At 65.2% G+C, this 26,246-nt stretch carries 29 protein-coding genes; 5 read left to right on the plus strand and 24 right to left on the minus strand.

Annotation, left to right across the window (positions count from 1 at the left end; genetic code table 11):
• Positions 1–2: 2 nt before the first annotated feature.
• The 24 genes from EJ071_RS12275 to EJ071_RS12390 all read right to left on the minus strand — a co-directional run bounded on the left by EJ071_RS12275 (position 3) and on the right by EJ071_RS12390 (position 21,659).
• Entirely contained in the window at positions 3–1,259 is a 1,257-nt protein-coding gene (locus EJ071_RS12275) for a flagellar hook protein FlgE (RefSeq protein ID WP_126098098.1), read from the minus strand.
• Positions 1,260–1,350: 91 nt separating this feature from the next.
• The gene (locus EJ071_RS12280) at positions 1,351–2,019 is read right to left on the minus strand and encodes a response regulator transcription factor (RefSeq protein WP_126098099.1); all 669 of its coding nucleotides are present in this window, start codon (positions 2,017–2,019) and stop codon (positions 1,351–1,353) included.
• A 226-nt stretch (positions 2,020–2,245) separates the two neighbouring features.
• Complete coding sequence (locus tag EJ071_RS12285) at positions 2,246–2,836, minus strand: transglycosylase SLT domain-containing protein (RefSeq protein WP_126098100.1); 591 nt, start codon at positions 2,834–2,836, stop codon at positions 2,246–2,248.
• Positions 2,766–4,154 carry a flagellar hook-length control protein FliK gene (locus EJ071_RS12290; RefSeq protein ID WP_126098101.1) on the minus strand — a complete coding sequence of 463 codons (1,389 nt, stop codon included), beginning with the start codon at positions 4,152–4,154 and terminating at the stop codon, positions 2,766–2,768. The genes EJ071_RS12285 and EJ071_RS12290 overlap by 71 nt, the downstream gene beginning before the upstream one ends.
• Positions 4,151–5,593 (minus strand): chemotaxis protein MotC, encoded by a 1,443-nt coding sequence (locus tag EJ071_RS12295; RefSeq protein WP_126098102.1) that lies wholly within the window; start codon positions 5,591–5,593, stop codon positions 4,151–4,153. The genes EJ071_RS12290 and EJ071_RS12295 overlap by 4 nt, the downstream gene beginning before the upstream one ends.
• Positions 5,590–7,017, minus strand: a complete 1,428-nt coding sequence (locus EJ071_RS12300) for a MotB family protein (RefSeq protein WP_189521452.1) — start codon at positions 7,015–7,017, stop codon at positions 5,590–5,592. The genes EJ071_RS12295 and EJ071_RS12300 overlap by 4 nt, the downstream gene beginning before the upstream one ends.
• On the minus strand, positions 7,014–7,640 hold the full coding sequence (locus tag EJ071_RS12305) for a hypothetical protein (RefSeq protein WP_126098104.1): 627 nt from the start codon (positions 7,638–7,640) through the stop codon (positions 7,014–7,016). Before EJ071_RS12305 ends, EJ071_RS12300 begins: the two co-directional genes overlap by 4 nt.
• Positions 7,641–7,643: 3 nt before the next feature.
• Positions 7,644–9,302: a flagellar basal-body MS-ring/collar protein FliF gene (gene fliF / locus EJ071_RS12310; protein ID WP_126098105.1), complete on the minus strand. Its 1,659-nt coding sequence runs from the start codon at positions 9,300–9,302 to the stop codon at positions 7,644–7,646.
• A 188-nt stretch (positions 9,303–9,490) separates the two neighbouring features.
• Positions 9,491–10,375: a flagellin gene (locus EJ071_RS12315; protein ID WP_126098106.1), complete on the minus strand. Its 885-nt coding sequence runs from the start codon at positions 10,373–10,375 to the stop codon at positions 9,491–9,493.
• A 278-nt stretch (positions 10,376–10,653) separates the two neighbouring features.
• On the minus strand, positions 10,654–11,538 hold the full coding sequence (locus EJ071_RS12320) for a flagellin (protein WP_126098107.1): 885 nt from the start codon (positions 11,536–11,538) through the stop codon (positions 10,654–10,656).
• 217 nt (positions 11,539–11,755) lie between these two features.
• A complete protein-coding gene (fliP, locus tag EJ071_RS12325; protein WP_126098108.1) occupies positions 11,756–12,487 on the minus strand; it encodes a flagellar type III secretion system pore protein FliP in 732 nt (243 codons plus the stop codon).
• On the minus strand, positions 12,484–12,978 hold the full coding sequence (locus tag EJ071_RS12330) for a flagellar basal body-associated FliL family protein (RefSeq protein WP_126098109.1): 495 nt from the start codon (positions 12,976–12,978) through the stop codon (positions 12,484–12,486). The genes fliP and EJ071_RS12330 overlap by 4 nt, the downstream gene beginning before the upstream one ends.
• 18 nt (positions 12,979–12,996) lie before the next feature.
• Complete coding sequence (gene flgH, locus EJ071_RS12335) at positions 12,997–13,701, minus strand: flagellar basal body L-ring protein FlgH (protein WP_126098110.1); 705 nt, start codon at positions 13,699–13,701, stop codon at positions 12,997–12,999.
• A complete protein-coding gene (locus EJ071_RS12340; protein ID WP_126098111.1) occupies positions 13,698–14,228 on the minus strand; it encodes a MotE family protein in 531 nt (176 codons plus the stop codon). The genes flgH and EJ071_RS12340 overlap by 4 nt, the downstream gene beginning before the upstream one ends.
• 62 nt (positions 14,229–14,290) lie before the next feature.
• Positions 14,291–15,379: a flagellar basal body P-ring protein FlgI gene (locus EJ071_RS12345; protein ID WP_245460321.1), complete on the minus strand. Its 1,089-nt coding sequence runs from the start codon at positions 15,377–15,379 to the stop codon at positions 14,291–14,293.
• A 149-nt stretch (positions 15,380–15,528) separates the two neighbouring features.
• On the minus strand, positions 15,529–16,065 hold the full coding sequence (flgA, locus tag EJ071_RS12350; RefSeq protein WP_126098113.1) for a flagellar basal body P-ring formation chaperone FlgA: 537 nt from the start codon (positions 16,063–16,065) through the stop codon (positions 15,529–15,531).
• A gap of 6 nt (positions 16,066–16,071) precedes the next feature.
• The gene (flgG, locus tag EJ071_RS12355) at positions 16,072–16,860 is read right to left on the minus strand and encodes a flagellar basal-body rod protein FlgG (protein WP_126098114.1); all 789 of its coding nucleotides are present in this window, start codon (positions 16,858–16,860) and stop codon (positions 16,072–16,074) included.
• A 9-nt stretch (positions 16,861–16,869) separates the two neighbouring features.
• A complete protein-coding gene (locus tag EJ071_RS12360) occupies positions 16,870–17,199 on the minus strand; it encodes a flagellar hook-basal body complex protein FliE (protein ID WP_126098115.1) in 330 nt (109 codons plus the stop codon).
• Positions 17,196–17,615, minus strand: a complete 420-nt coding sequence (gene flgC, locus EJ071_RS12365) for a flagellar basal body rod protein FlgC (RefSeq protein ID WP_126098116.1) — start codon at positions 17,613–17,615, stop codon at positions 17,196–17,198. Before flgC ends, EJ071_RS12360 begins: the two co-directional genes overlap by 4 nt.
• A 2-nt stretch (positions 17,616–17,617) precedes the next feature.
• Entirely contained in the window at positions 17,618–17,998 is a 381-nt protein-coding gene (gene flgB, locus EJ071_RS12370) for a flagellar basal body rod protein FlgB (protein ID WP_126098117.1), read from the minus strand.
• An 85-nt stretch (positions 17,999–18,083) separates the two neighbouring features.
• Positions 18,084–18,746, minus strand: a complete 663-nt coding sequence (locus tag EJ071_RS12375) for a hypothetical protein (protein ID WP_126098118.1) — start codon at positions 18,744–18,746, stop codon at positions 18,084–18,086.
• Positions 18,727–20,148, minus strand: coding sequence for a flagellar protein export ATPase FliI (gene fliI / locus EJ071_RS12380; RefSeq protein WP_126098119.1), 1,422 nt, complete (start codon positions 20,146–20,148; stop codon positions 18,727–18,729). The genes EJ071_RS12375 and fliI overlap by 20 nt, the downstream gene beginning before the upstream one ends.
• A 4-nt stretch (positions 20,149–20,152) precedes the next feature.
• Positions 20,153–20,875, minus strand: a complete 723-nt coding sequence (gene flgF / locus EJ071_RS12385) for a flagellar basal-body rod protein FlgF (protein ID WP_126098120.1) — start codon at positions 20,873–20,875, stop codon at positions 20,153–20,155.
• A gap of 7 nt (positions 20,876–20,882) precedes the next feature.
• Complete coding sequence (locus tag EJ071_RS12390) at positions 20,883–21,659, minus strand: DUF1217 domain-containing protein (RefSeq protein WP_126098121.1); 777 nt, start codon at positions 21,657–21,659, stop codon at positions 20,883–20,885.
• Positions 21,660–21,804: 145 nt separating this feature from the next.
• Between EJ071_RS12390 and motA the strand changes: the two genes are divergently transcribed.
• From motA to flhB, 5 genes are read left to right on the plus strand one after another with little or no spacing between them, the layout of a single operon-like run.
• On the plus strand, positions 21,805–22,680 hold the full coding sequence (motA, locus tag EJ071_RS12395) for a flagellar motor stator protein MotA (protein ID WP_126087864.1): 876 nt from the start codon (positions 21,805–21,807) through the stop codon (positions 22,678–22,680).
• 34 nt (positions 22,681–22,714) lie between these two features.
• Positions 22,715–23,650, plus strand: coding sequence for a FliM/FliN family flagellar motor switch protein (locus tag EJ071_RS12400; RefSeq protein WP_126098122.1), 936 nt, complete (start codon positions 22,715–22,717; stop codon positions 23,648–23,650).
• Between the two features lie 30 nt (positions 23,651–23,680).
• Positions 23,681–24,067: a flagellar motor switch protein FliN gene (fliN, locus tag EJ071_RS12405; protein ID WP_126098123.1), complete on the plus strand. Its 387-nt coding sequence runs from the start codon at positions 23,681–23,683 to the stop codon at positions 24,065–24,067.
• 40 nt (positions 24,068–24,107) lie between these two features.
• Entirely contained in the window at positions 24,108–25,127 is a 1,020-nt protein-coding gene (locus tag EJ071_RS12410; protein WP_126098124.1) for a flagellar motor switch protein FliG, read from the plus strand.
• Between the two features lie 24 nt (positions 25,128–25,151).
• Positions 25,152–26,234 carry a flagellar biosynthesis protein FlhB gene (gene flhB / locus EJ071_RS12415; RefSeq protein WP_126098125.1) on the plus strand — a complete coding sequence of 361 codons (1,083 nt, stop codon included), beginning with the start codon at positions 25,152–25,154 and terminating at the stop codon, positions 26,232–26,234.
• The last annotated feature ends 12 nt before the right edge of the window (positions 26,235–26,246 follow it).

The following is a 26,246-nucleotide window of genomic DNA, read 5'->3' on the forward strand; positions in this document are numbered from 1 at the left end:
GTTTATCTCTTCAGGTTGACGAGGACGTCCATGAGGTCGGAACCGGTCTGGAAGACCTTGGAATTGGCGGTGTAGCTGCGCTGCGCCGCGATCATGTTGGTCAGTTCCTCGGCGATGTCGACGTTGGAATTCTCGAGCGCGCCCGAGACGACCGCGCCAAGTTTTCCTTCGTTGGCGAAGCCGATGCGAACGGCGCCGGAATCGGCGCTCTGCACATAGACGTTGCCCGGCATCGCGGTGAGGTTGTCGGGGCTCTGAACGTCGGCCAGCGGAATCTTGTAGAGCGGTTTTGTGGAGCCGTCCTGGTACTGCGCGTAGATCACGCCGTCCTGCCCGATCTGGATCTTCTCGATGGTGCTGGGGGCATTGCCGTTCACGTCGGCGTCGGCAACGGTGTAGCCGGTGCCTAGCTGGGTCAGCTTGGAGAGATCGAGATTGAGGGTCGAGCCGTTCGGCACCGTGAAGGAGACGCCCGTGGTCGCGCCGGTTAGCTTGCCGGTGGTGGTGTCGAAGGTCAGGTTTGCCGAACCCAATGCGCCGCCGGTGTAGGGGAAGGACGTGCCGGGGGTCGCCTTCGACTGGTCGAAGACCGACACCTGCCAGGTTCCGGCGCCGGTTTTGGTGAAATAGACGTCGAGCAGCACCTTGTTGCCGAGATTGTCATAGGCGACCAGCGAGGACTTCGAGGTGTATTGGGCCGCGGCGGTGTTGGTGGTGGGCAGGCTGCCGGCCGCGACCGGAGTGGCGCCCGATGGCAGATTGCCGGAGAAGGTGCCCTCGGTGCTGGGCGTCGCCGTCATCTCTTGGTCGGATATCTGCACCGGCACCAGGCCCTCAAAACCGTTAGCGGTGGCCGCGGGCACGCCATTGGCATAGCTGTAGGCCATCAGCTGGTAGCCGGCGGCGTTGACCAGCCTGCCCTCGGCGTCCGGAACGAAGGCGCCGGCGCGGGTGAGGTAGGGCGTGCCGCTCGGATCCTGCACGACGAAGAAGCCGTCGCCGTTGACGGCGAGGTCGGACACCGACGTGGTGTACTGCATGACGCCTTGCGAGCTGATGGCGGAGCGGATCGTTGTCGTCACGCCGCCAGAATTATAGGCGCCTCCGGTGCCGGGCATGATCAGCGTCGAGAATTCGGCGGAGGAGCGCTTGTAGCCGGTGGTGTCGGAGTTGGCGATGTTGTCGGCCACCGTGGACAAGCGGTTGGCCTGCGCGTTCATACCGGAAACGCCGGTCCGCATCATTCCGTAGAGGCTCATCGATACATCTCCGCAGTGCCTGGGTAGAAGGCCACAGAACTAAGCTTCGTGTCTTGCGCGAGGCTGGTGCGGGATGAGCCCTGGGCGGCCATCAAAACACCAGCCGGTAGCCGAGGAACCTCTTGGAATCGATCGGGTCGTGACCGAGCTTCTCGCGCAGTTTCTTGCGCAGCTTCGAGATATGGCTCTCCACCACGTTCTCCTCGACCTCTTCGTCGAAGATGCCGTAGATGGCGTTGAAGACCTGCGTCTTGGTCACGCGCCGGCCGCGATTGCTGGCCAGATACTCCAGGATGCGCCGCTCGCGGCGCGGCAGCGGCAGCGGCTCGCCGTCGATCTCCGGATCGCGGCCGTCCATGAAGATGCGCATCGAGCCGACTTCGGTGTAGGCGGCCTCTTCATGGGCGCGGCGGCGGATGGCGGTGATGCGGGCGAGAATCTCGCGGATGTGCACGGGCTTGCGGACGACGTCGTCGACGCCGCTCTCGAAAAGCCGCAGCGTGTGTTCCAGCGAATGCTGCTCGCTGAGCGCGATCACCGGGGCGCTGGTGCGGTCGCGGATTTGGCGCGGCGAGATGGCGCCGTCGCGACAGTCGCCGATGAGGAAGGCCCTGACCGATCTCAGATCGGTATCGGCGGCGGAGCTCACCCACTCGCCGAACTCGCCCGGCGCGAAGCCGGCAGTGGCGACGCCTTCGCGATCGAAAAGCGAGCTATAGCCTTCAGTTACGAGCTCGCGCTCATCAACGATCACGATCATCGGACCACCCCTCCGAATCAGCTCATTTGCCCCGTGCGGAAAGGGGTACCCGGCTCGGTGAATCCTGAAAAACCGTCATTTCTTGTAGCTATTTTCTTGGGAGTTTTTTTGGGACCCGTAATAAAGGCGGTTGTGCAAACGTGTATTGGCGGCACCGGATCGGGGACGATACCGGAGTCGCCGGGACCCTCGACGGCGGCCAGGTTCGAAGTCGCTGCAGAAACAACTATTGATTGCAGAAAGCGGTGGCGTTCGGCGTCCATTTGCCGAAGCCGGTGGCGACCATGTTGGCGATGACGCGGCAGACATAGACCTTCTGCGCCGGGTCGTTGTTCGGGCCGGCATGATAGCGGGCGACAGCCATCGACCAGGTCATATGGCGGGCATGGAGGCTCACCAGGAAGCGCGCCGCGTAGTCGACGTTCCGGTGCGGATCGAGCATGTCCTCGACGCTGCGGAAATGATCGCCGTGATAGCGATGGTTGATCTGCATGCAGCCGAGGTCGATCAGCGTCTTACCCTGGCGACGGGCATTCTCGAATGTCGCCAACGCTTCGCCGCGGCTGCGCGGGAAGACAGCTTTTCCTTCTATATTCAAAGCGTTGGGCTGGAGGCTGCCCTTCTTTCCAGTCTCCGTCAGGCCGACCGCGTAGAGGATACCCGCCGGCACGCCGTAACGATCGGCGGCGCGCAGGATTTCCGGCTCGCAGGGATTGGCGGCGGCTTTGGCGACGCCGACAGCCAGGCTAGATATAGATATCGTCGCCAGCGCGCTCGCGAAGAGGCGAAGCAGCGCGGCCGAATTCCTGTGCGCCATTGCGGTCGTTCCTTCCCGATTGCCGATCGCCGCCGGAGCTGTTGCCGCCCGAATTCCCCGGTTGGAATGAAGGCTGGTCGCGGCCCGTCGACATCGGCAGCGCGCTGTTCGCATCGGCGCGGCTTGCCGAATGCACTGCTATCGAGGGTTGCAGGATGGTGACGTGGTCGACCTCGAAGCCAAGGCCGCGGAGCGACTTGACGATGGCGTCGCTGTCGGCGGTCAGCCGGCGGTATGCCTCATGCGTCTCCGGCTTCATCTCAATCGAAAGTTGCTCTCCCGAGAGCCTCAGGCTGGCGGTCACCATGCCGAGCTCCGAAGGGTGGAGCTCGATCTTCAGGACATGTGTCGGAACGGCAACAGAATTGGCCGTTTGGGAGCTGACCGACGCGCCTGAAAAGGCCTGTTGAACGTCATCGTCCGAGGCGATCGCCTCAACCAGACCCGATGCCGTCTGGCTGAGGGGATTTTGCGCCGGCGCCGGGAAGCTCTGCTGGCTGACGACATCCATGCGCCCGGCGGCGGAGGATGGCCTGGTCTGATTGATCGACGCGATGGACTGCGCCGCTTTCTGGGCGGCTGCCGGCCGCCAGCCGCGCGGCGTTGCGGCGTCGGTTTCGGTGCCTTGCGTTCCCGGCAGGACGTCCTCCTTGCGGACCAATGCGTCCGCGGCCGGATCGGCGCTCACCGGTTTCTGTCCGAAATCGGGCCCGGATTTCTCCGTCGCTGGTCCCGCGCGACCGGATTGCGGCAACGGCTCGGAGGTTTCGGAAGCGTCGGCCAATGTGCGTCTGCCCTGGCGAATCGCCAGCTGCGAAGCGGCGGACCGGCCAAGGGGGGATTGGATCCCTGCCTCTCCCTCGGCGGTGGATCCGTCGCGACCGGCATTTGTCGACGTTGCGAAATGGCGGATGTCGCCCAACGCCATCAGCAAGGGCAAGCCGTCCTGGAGCGGAGCGGCGTCGGACGATTGCGCCGCCGCGTCGGCATCGTCCGCTGCTTTCGCATGACCGGTGTCGGCGCTGCTCTTGGTGGCTTTTCCGGCTGCCGGCTTTTGCGCGGCGGTCTTGTTCTGCCCATCCTGGTCAGCCTGCACCTTGGGCGAACCGGCGAGGGCGCGCCTCATTGGATGAGCATCGGAGGACACAGGCTCGGCCGAATGCTCGCCTTGGCGGGCCGGTTTTTCGGCGCCATGCACCATCTCGCCGAAATTCGAGCCTTTTTCCGTCCCGTCGGCGGCCTGCTCGCGGGACGGGGTGTGAGCGGAGCCGAGCCCCGGCAGGGCCTGACTCACGCTAGTCATTTGGGCGCTGGTCATTTGGGAGCGGTTCCGAGCAATTGGTCAATCTGGTCGAGCTGCCGGCGCGCGTCGAGCATCGCGGCGTCGGTGGGATCGTGCGGATCAAGACCCGAAGCCGCCGGCGCGGATGCAGGCAGCACCGGCGGCGTTTCGGGCGGCGCAGGAGCGGAGGCCGGAGCTTCGGCCGTGGACTGAGCCGTCGTTGGCGTGGCCTGCGGCATAGAAGCCGCGGCCGGCGCGTCCGCCGCCGGCTTGGGCGAGGCCGCGACAGCTGGCTGCTCGGACACCGCGCCTTCCACCGGCGGCAAGGCGTCGGCGTCAGCCAGGCCCGCGGGGTCGGTTTCGGCGGCGGGTTTCGCCGCATCGCTCTTTGCCGGATCTGCAGCCTCGGTCTCGTCCTTGGCGGCCGCCGGCACAGGAGCGACAACCTCGCCGGCGACGGCTTGCGCCGCATCGAGCAAGGCGCGGTCGCCTTCCGAAAGCTTGCCGCGATCGATCTTGCCGAGCTTGGCGCGCACGTCGTCGATCGTGGACGACGTCACCGTGGAGAGGCTCGAGTAGAGCACGGCGCGCGGATCGTCCTGATTGCCGTTGCCGTTGCGGCCCTGCTCGGCCCGCGCCGAGGCAAAGGCCGAGAGATCGGTCAGCCCGTCGATCGCGGCGCGGCGCGCGATGCGCAGGTAGATCACCTTCTCGCGCTCGGCGTCCATCATCGACGTGATGTCGGCCAACTTGTCCTGGCTGATCGACATATGGAGCGCAATGACACCGGAAACGAAGGAGTCGGCGAACTGACTGGCATAGGGCGAATAGAGATAGCCGGCGACATACTGCGTCGAGGCGAGCGCGAAGCGAGCGGCGTCGCCTTGCGCCGCGGCGATGCCGACGGAGCGGCGAAGGGCTGCTTCCTCGACCAGCGTACCGGGGCTGAGCAGGCGCGCCTCATCCAGCAGGGTGAGCGCGGTCAAAGGTTCATCGGTCGCGAGCAGCGAACCCTTGACCAGCGCCAGGAAGGCGCCGAGGTCGGGGGGCACGCTCATCGGATCGATCGGTTTCAGGATTTCGATCGCGGCGGCCGGCCGGCCGTTCAGATAGGCGACGATCCCTTTGGCGATGGCAAGGCTCTGCGGGTCGGTCGTCGCGCGCGAAGCCGCTGCCTCGACGGTGACCGGGTTGCCGCCGCTCATGCCGTAGACGAGCAGAGCGCGGAAATTCTTCGGGTCCTTGAAATCCCCGGCATCGGCCGCGCGAAGCCTGGCATCGGCCATTTCCAGAAGCTTGGCCTGCATCGGCAGCGCCGCATGGTCGCCGCCTGCGATGCGGTCCTGAATGAGCTGCAGCGAACGCACCAGCTGATAGGGCTGCAAGCCGTCGTCCTGCGCGAAGGCCGCCCCGGGCGACCCCGCGGCAAGCAAGAGCAGCCCGACGGCGCGGCCGATGACGGTCCTGCCCCTCATCCGCCGGTCGCCATCAGGATCTCGATGCGGCGGTTTGCGGCCGCCAGCGGATCGGATGGGATCTTGGGCTGGCGGTCGGCGAAGCCGGCGACCTCGGTGATCCGGCTTTCGTCGACGCCGCCGCGCACCAGCATGTAGTAGGCGGAGTGGGCGCGGGCGGTGGACAGCCGCCAATTGTCGTAGGTGTCACTGCGAAACGGCCGCGCATCGGTATGGCCGCCGATGGTGATGGTGCCTTTCTTCTCGTTGATGATATGGCCGATCTTCTCCATCGCCAGCACCAGCTCGCGGCGCGGCAGGGCCGAGCCGATCTCGAACATGCCGAAGTCGAGCTGGTCGGTGATCGAGATGACGACGCCCTTGCCGGTGGCCTCGACGGAGACGCCCGCCGCCAGTTTCTCGCCTGGCGCGAAGGCCTTGGCCAGTTCCTGCTTGATCTCGGCCGCGGCCTTGAGGGCGGCGCTGCTCGGGGTCTTTTCCCCCTTGTCGGAAGCTTGTTCCGGCTCGGCCTTTTCCATCCCCGCCTTAGCCGCTTCGGCCTTCGCGGTCCCCGGCTTCGCGGCGGCCTCGGCTTTTTCGGCGTCCGCCTTCTCGCCGTCGGCTTTCTCGCCCTTGATCTCCTTGCCGTCGGCTTTCCCGACTTTCGTGCCGCTCGAACCGGCGGTCACCTTGGCACCGGGTTTTTCCGGTGTCGCCAACGGCTCGAGCGGCGCATCCAACTGCGGCGGCGCAGGCGGAACGGCCTTGACTTTCGGCACTTCGGTTTCGGCGACCTTTTCGCCGGGTTTGGCCGGATCGCCTTCGATCTTCCTGCGTTCGGCGCTGGCTTCGGCGCCAGGGGTCGCCACCTGCTGCGACCAGAAATCCGGTGCGAAGGGATCGCGATAGGATTCGCCGCCGGAAGCGCCGGTCGCCGGACCGGCGTTCCGCGCCCCGCCTTCGCCCTTGGCACTGACATTCTGCATCACGCCGGTGTCGGTGGCGATCTCTGACAGCACGGCATAGGGATCGGCAAACAGATGCTCGTCGGAAAGGTCGGACTTCTGCGAGGCTTCCTTGGTCTGTCGCCTATCGGAAGAGCCAGCACCGCCCTTGCCGTTTTCGCCGGCCTTGCTCGCGCCGTCCTGCGGGTTGTCGGCGGTGAGACCGACCTTGCTCGGGCCGTCGCCAAGGTCTTCCAGGCCTTTGCGGCTGGAGTTGCGGTCGATCAGCTCGACCGGGTTGAAGTAGCTGGCGACCGCCGCTTTAGTCTGCTCGTTGGCGGCGTTGATCAGCCACATGACGAGGAAGAAGCACATCATCGCGGTCATGAAGTCGGCGAAGGCGATCTTCCAGACACCGCCATGATGGCCCTCGTCATGACCGTCGTGATTGCGCTTGACGATGATGATCTCGTGCCGGGGCTCACTGTCGATCGCGGTCATGACAGGACCTCCGAAAAGGAAGCCGACCATTCGGCGATGCGCGTCTCGAACACGGTGTCATCGATGGTCACGGTAAGGTCGAAGCCCGGGGCTTCGGTGAAATCGAGGTTGGCCGCGCGGTCCCCAAGCGCGGCCCTCAGCGGCTCGAACAGCGACAGCGGCCCGCGCACGACGATGCGCACGGCCTCACCGTCTGCGACCGCGGCGCTGATGGTTTGGGCAAGGGCTGCGAGCGAGCGCTTTTGCAGATCGTCGCTGACGATGCCGCCGATGATGCGGGCAACCGTCGTGGCGGTGAGATCGGCAACGCGCGCTTCCATGGCATCGACGCGCATCGCGACCGCCGCGCCGAGATCGCCGCCAAAGCTTTCCAGGAATGCTTTCGCCGCATCATCATTGGCCCGGCGCTCGGCTTCGAGCGCCGCCCGATGGGCGGCCGTGAGGCGAGCCTCGAGCGCTGCTTCCGCATCGGCCACCGCCTCGGCGATCAAAGCGCCAATGTCGGCCTGCGGCGGCGATATCTCGGGCTTGCGCTCGATGTCGGCGGCCACCGGCGCCTGGCCGGCGCGCGGGCTGCGCAAACCGAAATCAGGCAAGAGATCGAAAAGGGCTCCCGAAGCCATGACTTATGCCGCCGCTTCCGGGGCGGCGGCCCATTTGCGCAGGATCTGGGCGGTACGCTCCTCATTGAGGTCGACCATGCGCGCCAGCCGTTCCTGCGGCGCCGGCCTGAGCTTCTGACGCAGGTCGTCGAGCGGGGTGGACCCCGAGCGGGCATCCGGCAAGGCGCCGGCCGGCGTATCGGAGGCAATCGCGGCCACCGGCGCGTCAGGCGTCGGCAGCGAGCGCTGGACATCGTCGAAGCTGGGGCCGGCGACGGCCGCGGGCTTCGCCGACGCCGTCAGCGCGGCCGCCATCGGCCGCAGGCCGAAGAAGGCGACCAGGAACACGACGACGATGAAGGCGCCGGCATTGATCATCGTGCCGCTATAAGTGCCGATCGAGGCGAGGATACCGGGCTGTTCGATCGGCTCGCCGTCGAGCCCGTCGATGAACTCGACCGCCGAAACGTCGATAACGTCGCCGCGCTTGTCGTCGAAGCCGGTCGCCGAGGCCACCATCTTCTGGATGTCGGCGACGCGCTTGGCGATCTGCTCGGGGGTGGCGTCCTTGCCGAGGATCGTCTTCAGCCGCTCTTGGTTGACGACGACGGCGATCGACATCTTGGTCACCGAATAGCCGTTGGAGACGGTGGCGATCTTCTTGGAGTTGATCTCGTAGTTGGTGATCTCTTCCTTGCGGTCGTTCTGCGAGGAGGACTGCGGCCCTTCAGTGCTGGTCGTCTGCGTCTCGGGCAGATTCTGCTCGACGCTGGTCGGCGTCGAGGCCTGTTTCTGGTTGCTGGCCTCATTGGTGCGCACCGACTGCACCGACCGCTCGACGCGGGATTCGGGATCGAAGATCGTCTCTTCGGTCTGGCGGGTGTCGGTGTTGACGTCGGCCTTGACGCTGGCGCGGAAATTGTCGGGGCCGAGATAGGGGGTGAGCGCGCGGCGGATGTTGTCGCCGATCTGCGCCTCGACCGTCTGCTCGACGCCAAGCGTGCGGGCAGCGCTGGTGTTGGAGGTGTCGTCGCCGGCGGCGAGCAGGTTGCCGTTGGAATCGAGCACGGTGACCTTGTCGGCCGACAGGCCCGGAACCGCCGCCGCGACCAGGTGGCGGATCGACTGCGCGCTCTTCTCGGCATCGACGCCGGCATAGCGGATGACCACCGAAGCGGAAGGTTGCTGCTCGTCGCGGCGGAAATTGGCGCGCTCGGACATGACGATGTGGACGCGCGCCGCCTTGACGCCGGCAATCGACTGGATTGTGCGCGCGATCTCGCCTTCCAGCGCGCGCACGCGGGTGATCTGCTGCATGAAGGAGGTGAGGCCAAGCGAGCCGACATTGTCGAACAGCTCGTAGCCGGCGTTGGCGCTGGTCGGCAGTCCCTTCTCGGCAAGCAGCATGCGCGCCTGCGCGGTGGTGCCGGCCGGCACCAGCACCGACGTTCCGTCGGCGCCGACGTCGAAGCCGATGCCGGCCTCGCCCAGCACCAGGCCGATCTGGTTCACGTCGCTGCGGTCGAGCCCGACATAGAGCGTCTCGTAGGCCGGACGGTTGAGATAGACAGAGGCGACGCCGATCACGGCCATGACCAGCGCGGCAATGCCGCCCATGAGAGCGAGACGCCTGACGCCGAATCCCCGCAGGTTCGCGATGAGGCTCTGGATCTGTTCCGGCACGATTCAACCGCTCCCAGCATGACTGTCCGCCGGAAGACTAGACCGCGAAGCTTGTGCGAGGATGATAGTGCGTGCCGCCGAGCGCCACGCGGGACCTGGAAAGCGCGAAAGCAGCCATCCGATGCGCAAGAAAAAAGGCCGCGTTCAGACGCGGCCTTGCGGTGGAAGGGTTGTCTCGGACGGACTAATCAGCTCTTGAACAGGGCCAGGATCGACTGCGAGTTGCCGTTGGCGATCGACAGCGCCTGGATGCCGAGCTGCTGCTGCACCTGGAGGGCCTGCAGGCGGGTCGATTCCTTGTTCATGTCGGCGTCGACCAGCGCGCCGACGCCCTTGTCGATCGAGTCCGAGAGGTTGGAGAGGAAGCTCTTCTGGGTGTCGATGCGCGACTTGGCGGCGCCGAGATAGGCAGCGCCGGTGGCGAGCTTGGCGAGCGCGGTTTCAACACTGGCAAGCGCGGTGTCGATATTGGTGTCGGAGACAGCGGTGGTGCTCGGGTCGAAGAAGCCCGTGGCGAGCAGGCCGCCCACAATGCCGCCGGTGCCGGCGACGTCGAGAACCTGCGTGTCGGCAGACTTGACCGTGATGGTGTCGATGGAAACCGTCGTGCCGGTGCGGTTGTATGAAGCGACGATCTGCAGATCGGAAGCGGTGGTGCCGTCGTTCCGCAGGAGATTGGAGCCTGCATAGCTGGCGTTGGTGACCGACGACTTGATCTGGTCCTGGATGGCCTTGATTTCGGTGGCGATCTTCTGCTGATTGTCCTGACTGGCGCCCCGGGCGGTGACCAGCTTGGTCTTGATCGCGTCGACCTGATCCTTGATTTGGGTGATGGCGGTGTAGGCGGTGTCGACCTTGCCGGCGCCGAGGCCGAGCGCGTCCTGGACGGCCGAGAGCGCCTGATTGTCTGACCGCATCGAGGTGGCGATCGACCAGTAGGCGGCGTTGTCGGAAGCGGTGGCGACGCGGTAACCGGTCGAGATGCGGCCCTGTGTGGTTTCAAGCGCCTTGTTGGTGGCGTTGAGGCTCTGCAGCGCGGTCAGCGCGGCGGCGTTGGTCATGATGCTTGCCAAGATACACCCCTTCTCACAGCAGGCATGCCTCGCGCATGCCGGTCAACTCTCTGGCGGGGGCATCATGCCTGTCGACCACCGGTCGGCCCGTCATAGCGATTGGTTAACCATAACTAGCGCGTCACGGTTAATGCCGCGTTAAAAGCGGGCCTTGAAACCGCGATGCGGTAGTATTTCTTAAGGGAAGAGGCGCGCCTCGGAGGGCGGTGGCGTCACAATGAAAATCGGGCCGCGCTGATGGCGCGGCCCGATCCGGATGCCTGAAGTTCGCTGGGTGATCAGCCGCGGAAGAGCGACAGGATCGACTGCGAGTTGCCGTTGGCGATCGACAGCGCCTGGATGCCGAGCTGCTGCTGGACCTGAAGGGCCTGCAGCCGGGTCGATTCCTTGTTCATGTCGGCGTCGACGAGGGAACCGACGCCCTTGTCGATCGAGTCCGACAGGTTCGACAGGAAGCTCTTCTGGGTGTCGATGCGCGACTTGGCGGCACCGAGCGAGGCAGCGCCGGTGGACAGCTTGCCGAGCGCCGTTTCAACGGAGCCGAGCGCGGTGTCGATGGCGGTGTCGGCGACAGCGGTGGTGCTCGGGTCGAAGAAGGTCGCGGCAAGCAGGCCGCCGACGATACCGCCCGTCCCGGCGACGTCGAGGACCTGCGTGTCGGCCGACTTGACGTTGATCGTGTCGATGGTGACGGTCGCGCCAGTGCGGTTGTACGAAGCGACGATCTTCAGGTCGGAAGCCGCCGTGCCGTCATTCTGCAGCAGGTTCGAGCCGGCGAAGTTGGCGTTGGTGACCGACGACTTGATCTGCGCCTGGATGGCGTTGATTTCGGTCGCGATCTTCTGCTGGTCTTCCTTGCTGGCGCCGCGGGCGGTGACCAGCTTGGTCTTGATCAGGTCGACCTGGTCCTTGATGTCGTTGATGGCGGTGTAGGCGGTGTCGACCTTGCCGGCGCCGAGGCCGAGCGAGTCCTGGACGGCCGACAGCGCCTTGTTGTCGGACTTCATCGACGTGGCGATCGACCAGTAAGCGGCGTTGTCGCTGGCGGTGGCGACGCGGTAACCGGTGGAAATGCGGGACTGGGTGATCTCGAGCTGCTTGTTGGTGCTGTTCAAGCTCTGCAGCGCGGTCAGCGCGGCGGAATTGGTCATGATACTGGCCATGGTACTCGTACCTTGTTTTTACACGGATTTTTTTGACATACCGGCTTGTCCGGTATGACGGTGCGGCATCATGCCAATGATCGCTGAGACCTGATCACCCGCCATCTGAGGCGGACTATGCGGGCAACTTCCTACCAAACGGCTAAACTGGACGGTTAATCGAAAATATATTGCGCGAAATTCGAGCGATGCATTTGCGGTGCCGCCGGCGGTGCGGTCAGGTAAAGGACCGCACCAGGCTGCCGACCAGAAGGTTCCAGCCGTCGATCAGCACGAAAAACAGGATCTTGAACGGCAGGGAGACCACCGTCGGCGGCAGCATCATCATGCCCATGGCCATGGTGACGGTGGCGACGATGAGGTCGATGACGAGGAACGGCAGCACGATCAGGAAGCCGATCTCGAAGCCGCGCCTGATCTCCGAGATCATGAAGGCGGGCACCAGGATGCGCAGGTCGACGGTCCCGCGCGAGACGGTCTGGCCGCGCTCGCGGGCGAGATCGGCAAAGAGGTCGAAATCCTTGTCGCGCACATTGTGCAGCATGAAGCCGCGGAACGGATCCGAGATCTTCTCGAAGGCCTCGGCCTGGGTGATCTGGTTGTCCATCAGCGGCTTGACGCCGGTGTTCCAGGCCTGGTCGAAGGTCGGTGCCATGACATAGAAGGTCATGAACAGCGACAGCGAGATCAGGATCAGGTTGGCGGGCGTCGACTGCAGGCCGATGCCGGCGCGCAGGATCGAGAAGGCGATGACGAAGCGGGTGAAGCTCGTCACCATGATCAGCAGGCCCGGGGCCACCGAAAGCACGGTGAGCAGGCCGAACATTTGGATGAGGTAGCCGACCGTGGTGCCGTCGGCCTTGCCGATGCCGCCGAGATCGAGCTGCTGGGCCGCGGCGACAGAGGTGGTGACGACGATAAGCGCCGTGGCAATGAAAAGCTTTCTCATTCGAGCAGCATCGTCCTGATGAGAACCTGTTTGACGTGGCCGCCGCTGCGCAGCGCCGCGCGCTCGTCGAGATCGGCCTTGAGATGCTGGTAGCCGCTGGCGCCTTCGATCTGATGCATCTTCAGCGTGCGCACGAACGCCAAGAGGTCCTGATGGATCTGCTCGGCCATCTCCGGCGGCTGCGGTACGTCGTAGAGCAGCGATGCCTCCAGCCTTATCCAGATTTCGCTCGGCGAAGCGAGATTGGTGGTGATCGGCGCCAGCTGGACCACCGTCGGCCCGGCAGCGGGTTTGTCCGCGTCCGCGGGTTTCTCCGGGCTGCCGGCGTTCTCCGGCGCGGCAGGCACCGGCGCCGGTGCTTCGCCCTGCTTGAGATAGCCGCCGGAAACCCAGCCCAAGCCGATGGCAGCACCCGTCATGGCGAGAAGCATGGCGAGCTGGACCACCAGGGAAGGTCCCTTCTTGGGCTGAGCCTGCTCGACATTTGCCATGGACAGCGCTCTCCCAGCCTAGAAAGGAAGAACCTGGTCGAGGATCTGCTGGCCGTAGGGCGGCTGCTGGACCTCGCTCACACGGCCGCGGCCGCCGTAGGAAATGCGCGCCTCGGCGATACGCTCGTAGGGGATCGTGTTCTCGGCGCCGATGTCGGAGGGACGCACCATGCCGGCGATGGTCAGCACCCGAAGCTCGTAGTTGACGCGCACCTCCTGAGAGCCGCTGATCATCAGATTGCCGTTGGGCAGCACCTCGGTGACGACGGCGGCGACATTGAGCTCGAGATTCTCCGAGCGCTTGATCTCGCCGTCGGCGTTGGTTTCGGTGCTGGAGCTCAGGCCCGCATCGCCCTTGCCGCTGGTGCTCTTGCCGTCCCATCCGAGCGTGACGTCGTAGCCCAGCTTGCGCGCGGCGGTGCGGCTGCGGTCGTTCTGGTTCTTGAAATTGGCCTTGTCGTTGAGCTTGATGTTGACGGTCAGGATGTCGCCTTCCTGCAGTGCTCGCGGATCGGTGAAGAGCCGGCTCTGGCGGTCGTCCCACAGCGAGAATTTCTTCACGGGCGCGGCCGGTGGCTCCGGATAGCTGTAGGGAGCCCCACCGCCATTGCCGATGCCGGAGCCGACCGGCGACAGCGCAGGCTCCCGGCCGACCTCCTTGAGATCGGTGCCGCAGCCGGACAGACCGACGCCTGCGACAAGGACGAGCAATTTCAACTTCATGACGGATCAACCCTTCGCGCCGCGCTGGCCATGATGCCGGTGAGCGCCGCCGCCGCCTTCTGGTCCATTTCGTTGAGAATGACGCCGGCCTTGCGCGAATCGAGCTTCATCAGGATGGCGGCCGCGAGCTCGGCATTGACCATCGCCAGGCGCTCGGCCGCGGCGTCGGGCTTCATGCCGGCATAGATCTTGACCACGCTGTCCTCGGCGCGCGCCAGGAACACTTCGCGGCGCTTCAGCCATTCTTCGTATTCGGTCCGCTTTGCCTCCAGAGCTTTCATGCGCTCGTCGATGCCGGCCTGGAGCTGTTTCAACTCCTCGGCCTGCAGGGCATAACGGCGGTCGCGCGCGGCGTCGGCGATGTTGGAGCAAAAACGCTGGATCTCGCTTTCGTCCGGCGCCTTCTCGCGCGTGAGCTGCGCCGGCTGAGCCGGCGCCTGTCCGCCGGGCAGCACCTGGCGCACTTCTTCCGCGCGGGCGGCGGCGCCCACCAGGGTAACGATCGCGGCAGCGGCGACGAGGCACATTGCAGGATGAAGTCTCGGGCGACGATGCGGTTTCGAAGAGAAAAGCTCGATCATCGGCGTGCCTATTGGAGAACCAGGTCGGCCTGCAAGGCGCCGGCCGACTTGATGCCTTGCAGGATGGCGATGATGCCGTCGGGCTTCACGCCGAGACGGTTGAGGCCGGAGACAAGCGTTTCGAGATCGGGACCGTCGAGTACGGCGACGCGCGCGTCGGGTCGCGTGGCCTCGATGGCGGTGAAGGGCTCGACCGCGGTCTGGCCTCTGGAAAAAGGCTCGGGCTGGACAACCTTCGGCGCTTCAGTGATGCGCACGGTTAGCGTGCCGTGGCTGATCGCCACGCGCGAGATCCTGACGTTGTTGCCGATGACGATGGTGCCGGTGCGCTCGTCGATGACGACGCGGGCCGGCGTATCCGACTCGACGACCAGATTTTCGATCTCGGCGTAGAAGCGCGCGGCGGAGACGTTCTTCGGCCGCCTGATCTGCACGGTGCGGGCGTCGCGCTCGGCCGCGACGCGCATGCCGAAGCGCTGCGAGGTGTAGTCGTTGACGGCGTCGGCGATGCGGATGGCGGTCGAGAAATCCGGATTGCGCAATTGCAGCGTCAGCACGCCCTGGTCGTCGAACTCGGCAGGCACCGGGCGCTCGACGATGGCGCCGTTCGGCACGCGGCCGGCTGTGGGCACGCCTTGCGTCAACTCCTCGGCCTGGCCCTTGGCGGTGAAACCGCCCACGATCACCGATCCTTGCCCGACGGCGTAGATCTCGCCGTCCGCCGCCTTGAGCGGCGTCATCACCAGCGTGCCGCCGGCGAGCGAGGTGGCATCGCCCATCGAGGAGACGTCGATATCGATGCGCGCGCCCGACTGGACGAAAGGCGGCATGTTGGCGGTGACGATGACGGCGGCGACGTTCTTGGCGCGCGCGCTGCCGCCCTCGGTGGCGATGCCGAGATTCTCCAGCATGGCGCGGATCGACTGTTCGGTGAAGGGCGAGTTGCGCAGGCTGTCGCCGGTTCCGGCCAGGCCGATGACCAGGCCGTAGCCGACGAGCTGGTTGTCGCGCGCGCTCTGCAGCTGGGCAATGTCCTTGATGCGCGCCGCGACCTGGCCCGGCGGCAGCGTGCTCGGTCCCGTCGAGACGCGGAACATGCGTGTGGTCGTGGCCGGATCGTATTCAGGGTCGTCGTAGACGCCGCCATTTTTCTGCGCAAGTTCGCGCTTGGCCTTGGGCGTGAGCCCATCGGCCAGTGCCGGCTGAAGGCTCATGGCGGCGCTCAGCAGAAGTGCGAAGGCGCGCATCACGATGCGCCGACCTTGATGGTGCCGTCGGCCATCACCGTGCCGGAGATGATCTTGCCGCTGTCGATGTTGCGGATCTTGATCTGGTCGCCGGCGGCGCCCGGCTGCAAGGTGACGCCGGCGGCCGAAATGGTGAGCGCGCCGGCGGTGAAATAGACCTGAACGGAAGCTCCTTGTTCGACCAGCCAGGCCTCGCGAATGGCGGCTACCGGGATGTAGCGGCCGGGCAGCAGCGTGCGCTTGGCGACCTTGCCCTGCAGTTCCTCGGAGCGCGTCGCCATGCCGTCCGGCTTATGCTTGCCCGGCACAAGGGTCACCTGCTTCAGCGCTGCAAGCTCGATGGTCTCGCCGGGATAGATGACCCGGTTGGGGATCAGCACGGCTTCGCCGACCGCTTGATTGGCGGCGATCTGGTTGGCCGACTCGCCCTGAATCTGTTTGGCCGTCTCTTGCGCAAGCGCCGGCATGCCGACGGCCGCCAGCGCAAGGGCCAGCACGGCGCGGCGGAAAGCAGGGCAGGGGGCCGGCATAGCCATTATCCGTTACCTGATGTTCTTGGAGACCACCGAGGCCATGTCGTCGGCGGCCTGGATGACCTTGGAGTTCATTTCATAGGCGCGCTGCGCCGAGATCAGCTCGGTGATTTCCTTGACCGGATCGACGTTGGAGGATTCTAGATAGCCCTGCTCGATCGTGGCGAAGCCGGGATCGCCTGGAACGCCGACATTGGCCGGACCGGAAGCCGCCGTCTCCTGGAACAGATTGTCGCCGAGCGGCGCCAGGCCCGCTTCATTGGCGAAGTTGGCGATCTGGAGCTGGCCGAGAAGCTGGAGGTCGGTCTGGCCGTCGATGCGGGCAAAGACCTGGCCGGTCTTGTTGACGATGACCTCGACCGCGTCGGTCGGCACAGTGATCGCCGGAATGACGTTGGCGCCGTCGACGGTGACCAGCTGCCCGGTGGCATTGGTGTTGAAGGCGCCGGCGCGGGAATAGAGCGTGCTGCCGTCGGCGCCTTCGATCTGGAACCAGCCCCTGCCGGTCAGCGCCAGGTCGAAGCTGTTGCCGGTGGTGGTCAGCTCGCCCTGCGTGTGGACGTTGCGCACGGCCGTCGTCTTGACGCCGAGCCCGATCGAGACGCCCTCGGGCACCAGCGAGGTGTTCGAGCGGTTGGGCACGCCCTGGGTCCGGTCGACCTGATAGAGCAGGTCGGAGAATTCGGCCCGCGCCCGCTTGTAGCCGGTGGTGTTGATGTTCGCGATGTTGTTGGCAATGACTTCCAGATTGGTCTGCTGGGCGTTCATGCCGGTCGCGGCGATGGCAAGGGCTTTCATGACGCGGTCCTAGATATTCATGCGACTGATTTCGAGGTAGGCCGAGACGACCTTGTCGCGGATGGCGATGGTCGTCTGCAGGGCCTGCTGGGCGCTCAGCACCGCATCGACAACCTGCCGGGTGTCGGCATCGCCCTTGAGCGCCTGGATCGACATCTGCTCGGCGCCCTGCAGCGTGTTGACGGTCTTGGTCGCCGCGTGGCTGAGGACCTCGGCGAAGCTGCTGCCGACGCTTTCGCTCGCCTGCGTCCCGATACCGCCCTGAACCAGGCCCGGCGAGCCGGCTTCCGCGCCGTCGATTGCCGGTTTGAACTGTAGTGCCCCGATACCGCCGATCATTGCTGGTTCCTCATCAGGTCGATGGTCATGGAAATCAGATCGCGAGCCTGCTTGATGACCTGCAGGTTGGCCTCGTAGGAGCGGTTCGCCTCGCTCATGTCGGCCATTTCGACCAGCACGTTGACGTTGGGCATCTTGACGTAGCCTTTTTCGTCGGCTGCTTCGTTGCCGGGCTGGAACTCGATCGGGAAGTCGGACGGGTCGCGCGCGATCGAGCTCACCTCGACCAGCGAGCCGCCAGACGCGCGGTCGAGCTCGGATTGGAAGGTGATCGTCTTGCGGCGATAGGGGTCGGCGCCGGGCGTATTGCCCGTCGATTGCGCGTTGGCGAGGTTCTCCGACACCACGCGCAGGCGCTCCGACTGGGCGCCAAGGCCGGATGAAGCGACTTTGAGGGCTGCGGTCAGCGCGTCCATGATCAGCTCTTCACCACCATGGTCATCATCGAATGGAAGGCCTTGACGATCGCCGTGTTGAGCTCGAAGGAGCGGCGCACTTCGCCGGCCTTCATCAACTCGTCTTCGAGAACGACCGTGTTCTTCGACGGCATGATCGAGCCGGTTTGCTCCTCCGGCTTGACGTTGAAGCCCGCATTGGTAGCCTCCGCGCCGAGATGGCCGGCCTCGGTGGCCTTCAACGTCACCGCCGTCCGGTCGAGAACCTTTTCGAATGGCTCGACATCGTTTGCCGTGTAGCCCGGCGTGTTGGCGTTGGCGATGTTGGAAGCGATCGCCGACTGGCGCACGGCCAGCCATTGCGACTGCCGGGTGGCGAGGTCAAAGAGGTTGACGGGTTCCATGGGACTCTCCGGGCGAGTACGCACAAGACTAGGCCGCCAGTCTTGCGCGGACCTTGCGCGGGACGAGCGCGCGGGCCGGGCGCCGTCACCTGGAAAGCTCGAGCACCTTGTTGGCGTCCGTGACGATGACCCATTTGCCGCCGCGCTGCTCGATCGAGACGACGCGGCTGGAATCGGGCAGGACCGAGCCGCGCTGGACAATCCACAGGCCTGTATCGTCCTCGATCATGGCGCGGCCGTTGGCGACGTGCACCATCTTGAATCCCGATACGGCGGGGAAGGGCTGCTCGTCGGGCGCCGGCGCTGGGGCCGGGTCATCCCGTACCGTTCCGGTGGCAAGCAGGTCGATATCGGCATTGGGAACGTCCTTCGCCGTCAGCGGTCCGCTGCGTTCGGCTGCAACCCCGCCGCCCGCGCGACCGGAATTGCTGCCGCTGCCGCCGAATTTGATGGCCTGCACGCCGAACTGCTCCTGGTTGAAGAAAATGTACCAGGGAAACAGCGCGCAGATCAGCCCGAGCGTGATGCCGAGTGCGGCGATGACGAAATCGCTGCGCCGGTCCGCTTTCCTGTTGGCCAGGCGCGGGAATTCGGCTCGCGGCGGCTGCGGCCACTCCATCTTCTTCGGGAATAGGCCGTTGATGAGTGAGTCGCGGCTGGCGTCGGCCTCCTCGGCGGCCTTGGCCTCTGCGATCATCTCGCGCAGCACGCGCTCGGTGTGCTGAAGATCAGTCTCCTTGGTCGCCATTCTGCTTCCCCTTGAGATGGCGGGCGAGATCGGCGAACGGATCGGCCGACGCGCGGTCCTTCGGCGACTGCGTGAGCGCCTCGTAGATCAGCGGCACCTGGCGCACGGCGATGTCGAGCTCGGCGTCGGCGCCGCCCTGATAGGCGCCGAGCAGGCGGATGTCGCGCGTGTCCTCGAAGCGCGCGATCATCGACTTCAGCCTGGTCACCAGCATGCGCTGCTCGGCGCTCCAGGCCTTATCGGCGAGACGCGAGATCGACGACAGCGGATTGACCGGCGGATAGCGGCCCTGCTCGGCGATCGCGCGGTCGAGCACGACATGGCCGTCGAGGATGCCGCGCACCGAATCGGCGACCGGATCGTTGTGGTCGTCGCCGTCGACCAGCACCGAGATGATGGCTGTGATCGAGCCCCTGCCTTTAACCCCGGGCCCCTCGGCGCCCGGTCCGGCCCTTTCGAGCAGCTTCGGCAGGTCGGTGAAGACCGATGCCGGGTAGCCGCGCGCGACCGGCGGCTCACCGGTCCCCGTCGCCACCTCGCGCAGCGCGTGGGCAAAGCGGGTGATCGAATCCAGCACCAGGAGCACACGATGGCCCTGGTCGCGGAAATGCTCGGCCACGCACATGGCGGTGTCGGGCGCGCGCCGGCGCATCATGGCGCTCTCGTCGCTGGTGGCGACCACGGCAACGGTCTTTGCCATGCTGTCGGCGCCGATGGTGTCCTCCAGGAATTCGCGCACCTCGCGGCCGCGTTCGCCGATCAGCGCGACGACGACGGTGTCGAAGGCCTCGGCGCCGGCGAGCATGGCAAGCAGCGTCGACTTGCCGACGCCGGAGCCGGCGAAGATGCCGAGCCGCTGGCCGAAGCAGAGCGGCGTGAAGATGTCGATCACCCGCACGCCGGTCAGGAAGCTCGTGCCGACCCGCTGGCGCGACATGGCGCCAGGCGTCAGTGCGTGCGCGCTATCGGCGGCGTTAGGCCTGGCCAGCGGCGGGCCGCCGTCGATGACGCGGGTCAAGGCGTCTATCGCGCGTCCGCGCCAGGAAGCGTGCGGCGCGACCGCGAGCGGACCGCGCCGGAACACGGCGTCGCCGATGCCGGCATCGGCGCTGCGCTCGAACGGCGCCACCACCACCTCGTCGCGGCCTATCCTGACGATCTCGCCGCGGCGCGTGCCGGCCTTGCCGCGCTGCTCGACGATGTCGCCGAGCCTGGCGATGTCGGAGAGGCCGCCGACCTTATAGTGGGTGGGCGAGACCTCGACGACGTGGCCGCCCCGGCTGAGCACATTTTCCGGATTGTCGAACCGCCGCCAGACGCGTTCGAGAGCGGCCAGCCGATCCGTCGGGCCGGCTTCGGCAAGCCTCTCTGGCGCGCGCAGCAGGGACGGGCCGGTCGCCATGCCGCTACTTCGAACCGAGCGTCTTGATCGCGTCGTCGGTGGACGAGGCACTCTGCCGGATCAGCGCAGCCGTGTTCTCGAAGGCGCGCTGCACCTGGATCAGCCGGGTCATCTCCAGCACCGGATTGACGTTGGATTCTTCCAGAAACCCTTGCGCGACACCGACGTCGGAACGGTCGGTGACCGGCTCCGGGGCGCGCGCGGGCACGATGCCCGAATTGCCGTAGCGGACAAAATTGTCGCCGGGGTCGAAATCATAGAGGCCGATGGCGCCGACAAGCTGGTCGTTCTGCCTGAGCGAGCCGTCGGCGCCCGCCTTGGGCGGGCCGTTGCGCGGATCGAGCTGGATCGGCGCGCCGCCGCCGTCCAGCACAGGATAGCCTTCGATCGACATCAGCTCGCCGTTCTCGTTCATGGAGAAGCGGCCGTCGCGGGTCATCACCGTTCCTGCCGGCGTCTCGATGGCGAACCAGGCGTCGCCTTGTATGGCGAAGTCGAAAGGATTGCCGGTTTCGGTCATCGAGCCGTGCGCGGTGGAAAGATAGGTCTTGCCGGAGGACGCGAAGGAGACCGACCTCGGCCCGGTGCCGGAGACCACGTCCTCGAATTTCACGCCGGTGGCGCGAAAGCCGATGGTCGAGGCGTTGGCGACATTGTCGGCGATGGTGTCGAGGCGCCGCTCGAGCGCAATCTGCGAGGAGAGGGCGACATAGAGACTGTCCTGCATGGTGTTCTCAGAACTTCAGCTTCTGCATGGCCATCATCAGATCGGTCGAGATACCGACCGTGGTCGGTTGTGCGAAGAGCACGCTGACCGACGTCACGGCACTGGAGGTCGGGTTGTTGATCTCCCACAGGCTGGTGAAACGGGTCAGGAACTTGTTCAACTTGTCGGGGTCCTTGAAGTCGGCGATATCGAGCTTCTGCTCGAACGCCTGCGCCTGCTTGTCGATATCGGCGGAGGCGAAGGCGTCGGGCAGACCGAGCGCGGTGCGGACCACGCTCGAAAGCGCGGTGTCGGCGAGCACGTCATACCAGTTGGTGATGTTTGGCGCCTTGCGCTGGAAATAGAGCGCCAGCCGCACGCCCTGATTGGTCTCGCCGGCATTCTCCTCCAGCGTCTGGCGCATGTATTTGTCGACGGCGCCTTGCTGGGCGGAGGGAAAGAGGGTGGCGGTCGAGCCATAGGCCGCAAAGTTGAAAGCCTTGACGAAGTCGGCGTAGCGCTTGTCGCTCAGCTTGTTGGCGAAGCTGTCGGAATCGGACACGCCTTCCTTGAGCGCCTTGACCATGAAGGCCTTGGCATAGGCCATGTCCTCCAGCCCGTACGCCTTCATGGCGTAGTTGAAGAGCCGTGTGTTGTTGACGAAATCGTCGATGGTTTTGACGTTGCCGATATTGGCCAAATAGTAGTCGGTCTCGCGCTTCACGACGGGCTGCGACTCGATCTGGTCGATCGCCTTGGGGATGTCCCTGGCGATGAGCTGGTAGCTCGTATAGGTGTTCAACATATGCGCCTCCGGCCGAAGCTATCCAGGAATGATAGCGAAGCTTCCTTGTGCGAAGCTGAATCGGTTTCCAGCCTCGCGATTCAAGCCTCACACAAGGCACGAGGACTATCCCTGATCCACGACGTGACATGCGGAAGGACCTGTCGTGGGTATTCTGATCGGACTTGTGGTGACGCTTGGCTGCGTTCTTGGCGGCTTCATGGCCATGGGCGGCCATCTGCATGTGCTGATGCAGCCATGGGAAGCGGTGGTCATCTGCGGCGCCGCGCTCGGCACCTTCCTCGTCGCCAATCCGATGAAGACGGTCAAGGACACCGGCAAGGGCATTCTCGAAGCCTTCAAGCAGGCGGTGCCGAAGGAGCGCGACTATCTCGAAACACTCGGCGTCCTGCACAGTCTGATGCGCGAATTGCGCTCGAAGTCGCGCAGCGAGGTCGAGGCGCATATCGACAATCCGGAAGAGTCCGCCATCTTCCAGGCGTTCCCGACCGTCTTGAAGAACCACGATCTGACGCATTTCATCTGCGACTATTGCCGCATCATCATCATCGGCAATGCCCGCTCGCACGAGATCGAGGCGCTGATGGACGAGGAGATCCAGACCATTCGCACCGACAAGCTGAAGGCCTATCACGCGATGGTCGCGGTCGGCGACGGCCTGCCGGCGCTCGGCATCGTCGCCGCCGTGCTCGGCGTGGTGAAGGCGATGGGCGCGCTCGACCAGTCGCCGGAAATCCTCGGCGGCCTGATCGGCGCCGCACTCGTCGGAACCTTCCTCGGCATCTTCCTGTCCTATGCCGTGGTCGGTCCGGTCGCCACCAAGATCAAGACGGTGCGCGAGAAGAAGAACCGCCTCTACATCATCGTCAAGCAGACACTGCTCGCTTACATGAACGGCGCCTTGCCGCAGGTCGCGATCGAGTTCGGCCGCAAGACCATTTCCTCCTATGAGCGCCCGACGATCGATGCCGTTGAGCAGAGCACGATGAACACAGGCACCGCCGAGAAGAAGGCGGCCTGAGCATGCAGAATGTCAGTCAGGGCCGCTTGCCGTCATGACCAGTCTGGGCAGTCCGTCGCAAACCCGGGCTTTGATCATCGAGCGTCTCGTCGGCGACAGCGGCGAGGCCGCGCAGGTGATCGGCGTCGGCCGCGGCATGGCCGAACGCTCGCTGCCGCTGCTGCAGAAGGCGCTTGCGGGTGAGCTCGGCGCGCCGGTCACGGTCGACCTGCAGGCCGTCGAAGTGGGCCGCGTTCCAGATGCGCGCATGCGCGCCGGCGAAACCTTCGCCATGACGATCGTTTCTTCGCCGACCTCGGCCGACGCCGTGACGCTCGTCATGGACGCGCCGGCGATCGCGGTCATGGTCTCGGCGCTGTTCGGCGGCGACCCGGACCAGCCGGTGGCGCCGATCCAGCGCGACCTGTCGCAGATCGAGACCGATGTCGCGACCACGGTCTTCCAGGAGGTCGCGGTGGCGCTGAACGGATCGGGCAGGCGTTCGCTCGACCTGCGTTTGCCGGTCCCCAGGGCGATGTCCGGCAACGAGGCAAAACGGCGCGTGCTGCGCGACGGGGCGGCGATCCGCATCGTCTACGGCATATCCACGCCGACCGACGCCGGGATGATCACGGTGATGATCCCGCAGCGCATCCTGCTGGCGACGCGCGGCGCCACCGCCCATCAAGGCGACGACGACGCGACGGAGTTCGACTGGCGGGCCCGGTTCTCGGAAGAAGTGATGCGCTCGGCCGTGCGGCTCGAGGCCACCATGCCACTCGCCCGGCTGACGCTTGGCGATCTCGCCGCCTTCCAGCCCGGCCAGGTGATCGAGTTCGAGGAAAACGCGCAGCTGCAGGCCAGGCTCAGCGCGCGCGACAAGACGCTTTTTGTCTGCGAGTTCGGCAAGCTCGGACAGAATTACACGGTTCGCATCCGGCATCCCCACGATGGCGGGCAGGATTTTATCGACGGATTGATGCCGGGCTGAGGCCGGGCTTGGGAATATTGGAGACGAGGCATGGCAAAGACCAAGGTGGAAGCCGAACCCGAAGCCGACCAGCCGGACGAGCAGCTCGACCGAGCCATCGAGGAACTGCGCGGCGTGCTGCGGGAAGAGGAACAAAGGCCGGACGCCGCCCTCCAGGCAGGAGCCAATTCCTCGATCATCATGACGATCCCGGTCGACGTGCAGATCATCCTCGGCAGCACCGAAATGCCGGTTTCGGAGCTGATGGCACTGCAGAAGGGCTCGACCGTGGCGCTTAACCGCCGCATCGGCGAGCCGGTCGACGTGGTGGTCAACGGCCGCAGGATTGCACGCGGCGAGATCACCGTGCTGGAGCACGATCCGTCGCGCTTCGGCATCAGGTTGACCGAGATCATCGCCGCGACGAAGAGCGCCTGAGCGTGGACGGCGAGAGCACTGACCGGCAGCGGAGCAAAGCATGATGACGTCATTGACGCTGACGCGCCCGCAAAAGGCCGCCGCGATCCTGGTGGCGATGGGCAAGCCCTCGGCCAGCCGGCTGCTCAAATTCTTCAAGCAGGAAGAGCTGAAGGCGCTGATCGAAGGCGCGCGGCTGCTGCGCACCATCCCGCAAGCCGATCTGGAGCGCATCGTCGTGGAATTCGAGGCCGAGTTCACGGAAGGCGCCGGCCTGCTCGATTCGGCCGATCGGATGGACACGATCCTCAACGAATCGCTGTCGCCCGAGGAAATGAGCGCCATCATGGGCGAGAAGAAATTCGAGCCGACGCCGGAAGGGCTTCCGCCGATCTGGCCGGATCTCGAAAAGCTCGAGCCCGCGCGTCTTGGGACCTTCCTCGCCGGCGAACACCCGCAGACGTCCGCCATGGTGTTGTCGAAGCTTGCGCCGCAGACTGCCGCCAATGTGCTCTTGACGATGGAAAAGCCGATACGCAGCCAGATCATCAAGCGCATGGTGACGATGGCCAATATTCCGGATGCGGCGACCAGGATCGTCGAGAACCAGCTGCGCGCCAGCGTGCTTTCGCAAAAAGCGAGCAGGGACACGTCGGCCGGCCAGGAGCGTGTCGCCAGCGTGCTCAACGAAATGGCCAAGCCCGAGCTCGATGAGCTCATGCAGGATCTGGAAGAGGCCGGCACGCCCGACCTCGCCGGCGTCAAGTCGCGGCTGTTTGCCTTTGACGATCTGCCGCTGCTCACCCAGAAGGCGCGCGTGCTTCTGTTCGACGGACTGTCGACCGAGCTCGTCACGCTGGCGCTGCGCGGCGCGCCGGCGGCGCTCACCGAATCGGTGCTGTCGGCGATCGGCGCACGCTCACGCCGCATGATCGAATCCGAGCTCGGACAGGGATCGGAAGGCATTGCGCTCACCGACATCATGGCGGCACGCAAGACGGTCGCGGTGGCGACCATCCGGCTGTCGCGGCAAGGAGCATTCGAGCTTCCGGCGACGCAGACCGCCGCCGAAGCAGCCTGACGGCGGCAATACGGTCAGGGCACCATGGCTGAGGCGGTCGACAAGGATTCCAAAACCGAGGAAGCCACAGAAAAGAAGATCCGCGACACGATCGAGCAGGGCAAGCTGCCCCATTCGCGCGAGACGGCGATCTTTGCCTCCTTCCTTGCCATACTGGTGTTCACCGTCTTCTACGCCAAGGACGCCATCGTCAACCTCGGCATGTTCCTCGCCATGTTCCTGGAGAAGCCGGAGGCGTGGCCGATGGACACCGAGACCGATGTCATCACGCTCTACCAGCAGGTCTTGATCGAAGTCGGCCGCGCCGTCGTCAGCCTGCTGGTGCTGCTGGTGGTTGCCGGCGTCGGGGCTTCGGTGTTTCAGAACATACCGCAAATTGTCGGCGAACGGATCAGGCCGCAACTGTCGCGCATTTCGATCGCCAAGGGCTGGAGCCGCTTGTTCGGCGTGCAAGGCTTCGTCGAATTCGGCAAGTCGCTGGCCAAGCTTGCGTTTGCCATCGCCGTGCTCACCTTCACGGTGTCGGAGGATCATCGCAGGCTCCTTGCCGGCATGATCACCAACCCGATGTCGTTCGGCATGGTCATCCGCAGCATATTTGTCGACATCCTGGTGGCGATCGTCTTCGTCATGGGGCTGATCGCGGTCGCCGACATCGTCTGGTCGCGCTTCCACTGGCGGCGCGACCTGCGCATGACCAAGCAGGAAGTGAAGGACGAGATGAAGCAGTCGGAGGGCGATCCGATCGTCAAGTCGCGCCTGCGCTCGCTGGCGCGCGACCGTGCGCGGCGGCGCATGATGACGGCGGTGCCGCGCGCGACGCTCATCATCGCCAATCCGACGCACTATTCCATCGCGCTGAAATATGTCCGCGAGGAGGACTCCGCTCCGCTGGTGCTCGCCAAGGGCCAGGATCTGGTGGCGCTGAAAATTCGCGAGATCGCCAGGGAGCACAACATCCCGATCTTCGAGGACGTGGCGCTTGCCCGCTCCATGTACAAGCAAGTTTCGGTTGATAGCGTGATCCCGTCGCAATTCTACCAGGCCGTCGCCGAGCTGGTGCGGATCGTCTACTCGAAGAAGGCCGAGCGAAAATTAAACCAATGAACGGACGCCGCT

The organism is Mesorhizobium sp. M1B.F.Ca.ET.045.04.1.1 (assembly GCF_003952465.1).
Lineage (GTDB): Bacteria > Pseudomonadota > Alphaproteobacteria > Rhizobiales > Rhizobiaceae > Mesorhizobium > Mesorhizobium shonense.